Origin of the sequence: Bittarella massiliensis (ex Durand et al. 2017), from assembly GCF_017566145.1 — a bacterium.
Lineage (GTDB): Bacteria > Bacillota > Clostridia > Oscillospirales > Ruminococcaceae > Bittarella > Bittarella massiliensis_A.
This window is the reverse complement of sequence record NZ_JABFCL010000156.1, coordinates 1-227: the sequence shown is the minus strand read 5'-3', so window position 1 is coordinate 227 and position 227 is coordinate 1. Positions and strand designations below refer to the sequence as shown.

Genomic DNA, 227 nt, shown 5'->3' with positions numbered 1-227 from the left:
GCGGCGGCAAAGGAGAAATCAGGGGAGCATGGGCTGGGCCTTGGCAATGTGGATGCCGTGATACGAAAAAACAGAGGCAGAAGCACACTGCAATGCCAGGAGGGCTGGTTTTGTTTTACCGCTGTCATTTTGCAGCCGCAGCGCTGAAGCCGGGCAGGAGCCAAAGATGCAGGCTTCTGCTTTTTTTTGCTGTCCGGCCGCCGATTTGTGCCGCCTGTATTGATGAA

At 55.5% G+C, this 227-nt stretch carries 1 protein-coding gene; it reads left to right on the top strand.

Annotation, left to right across the window (positions count from 1 at the left end; translation table 11 throughout):
- Positions 1 to 48: 48 nt before the first annotated feature.
- Entirely contained in the window at positions 49 to 147 is a 99-nt protein-coding gene (locus HJY11_RS13850; RefSeq protein WP_368041622.1) for a hypothetical protein, read from the top strand.
- Positions 148 to 227 lie beyond the last annotated feature (80 nt).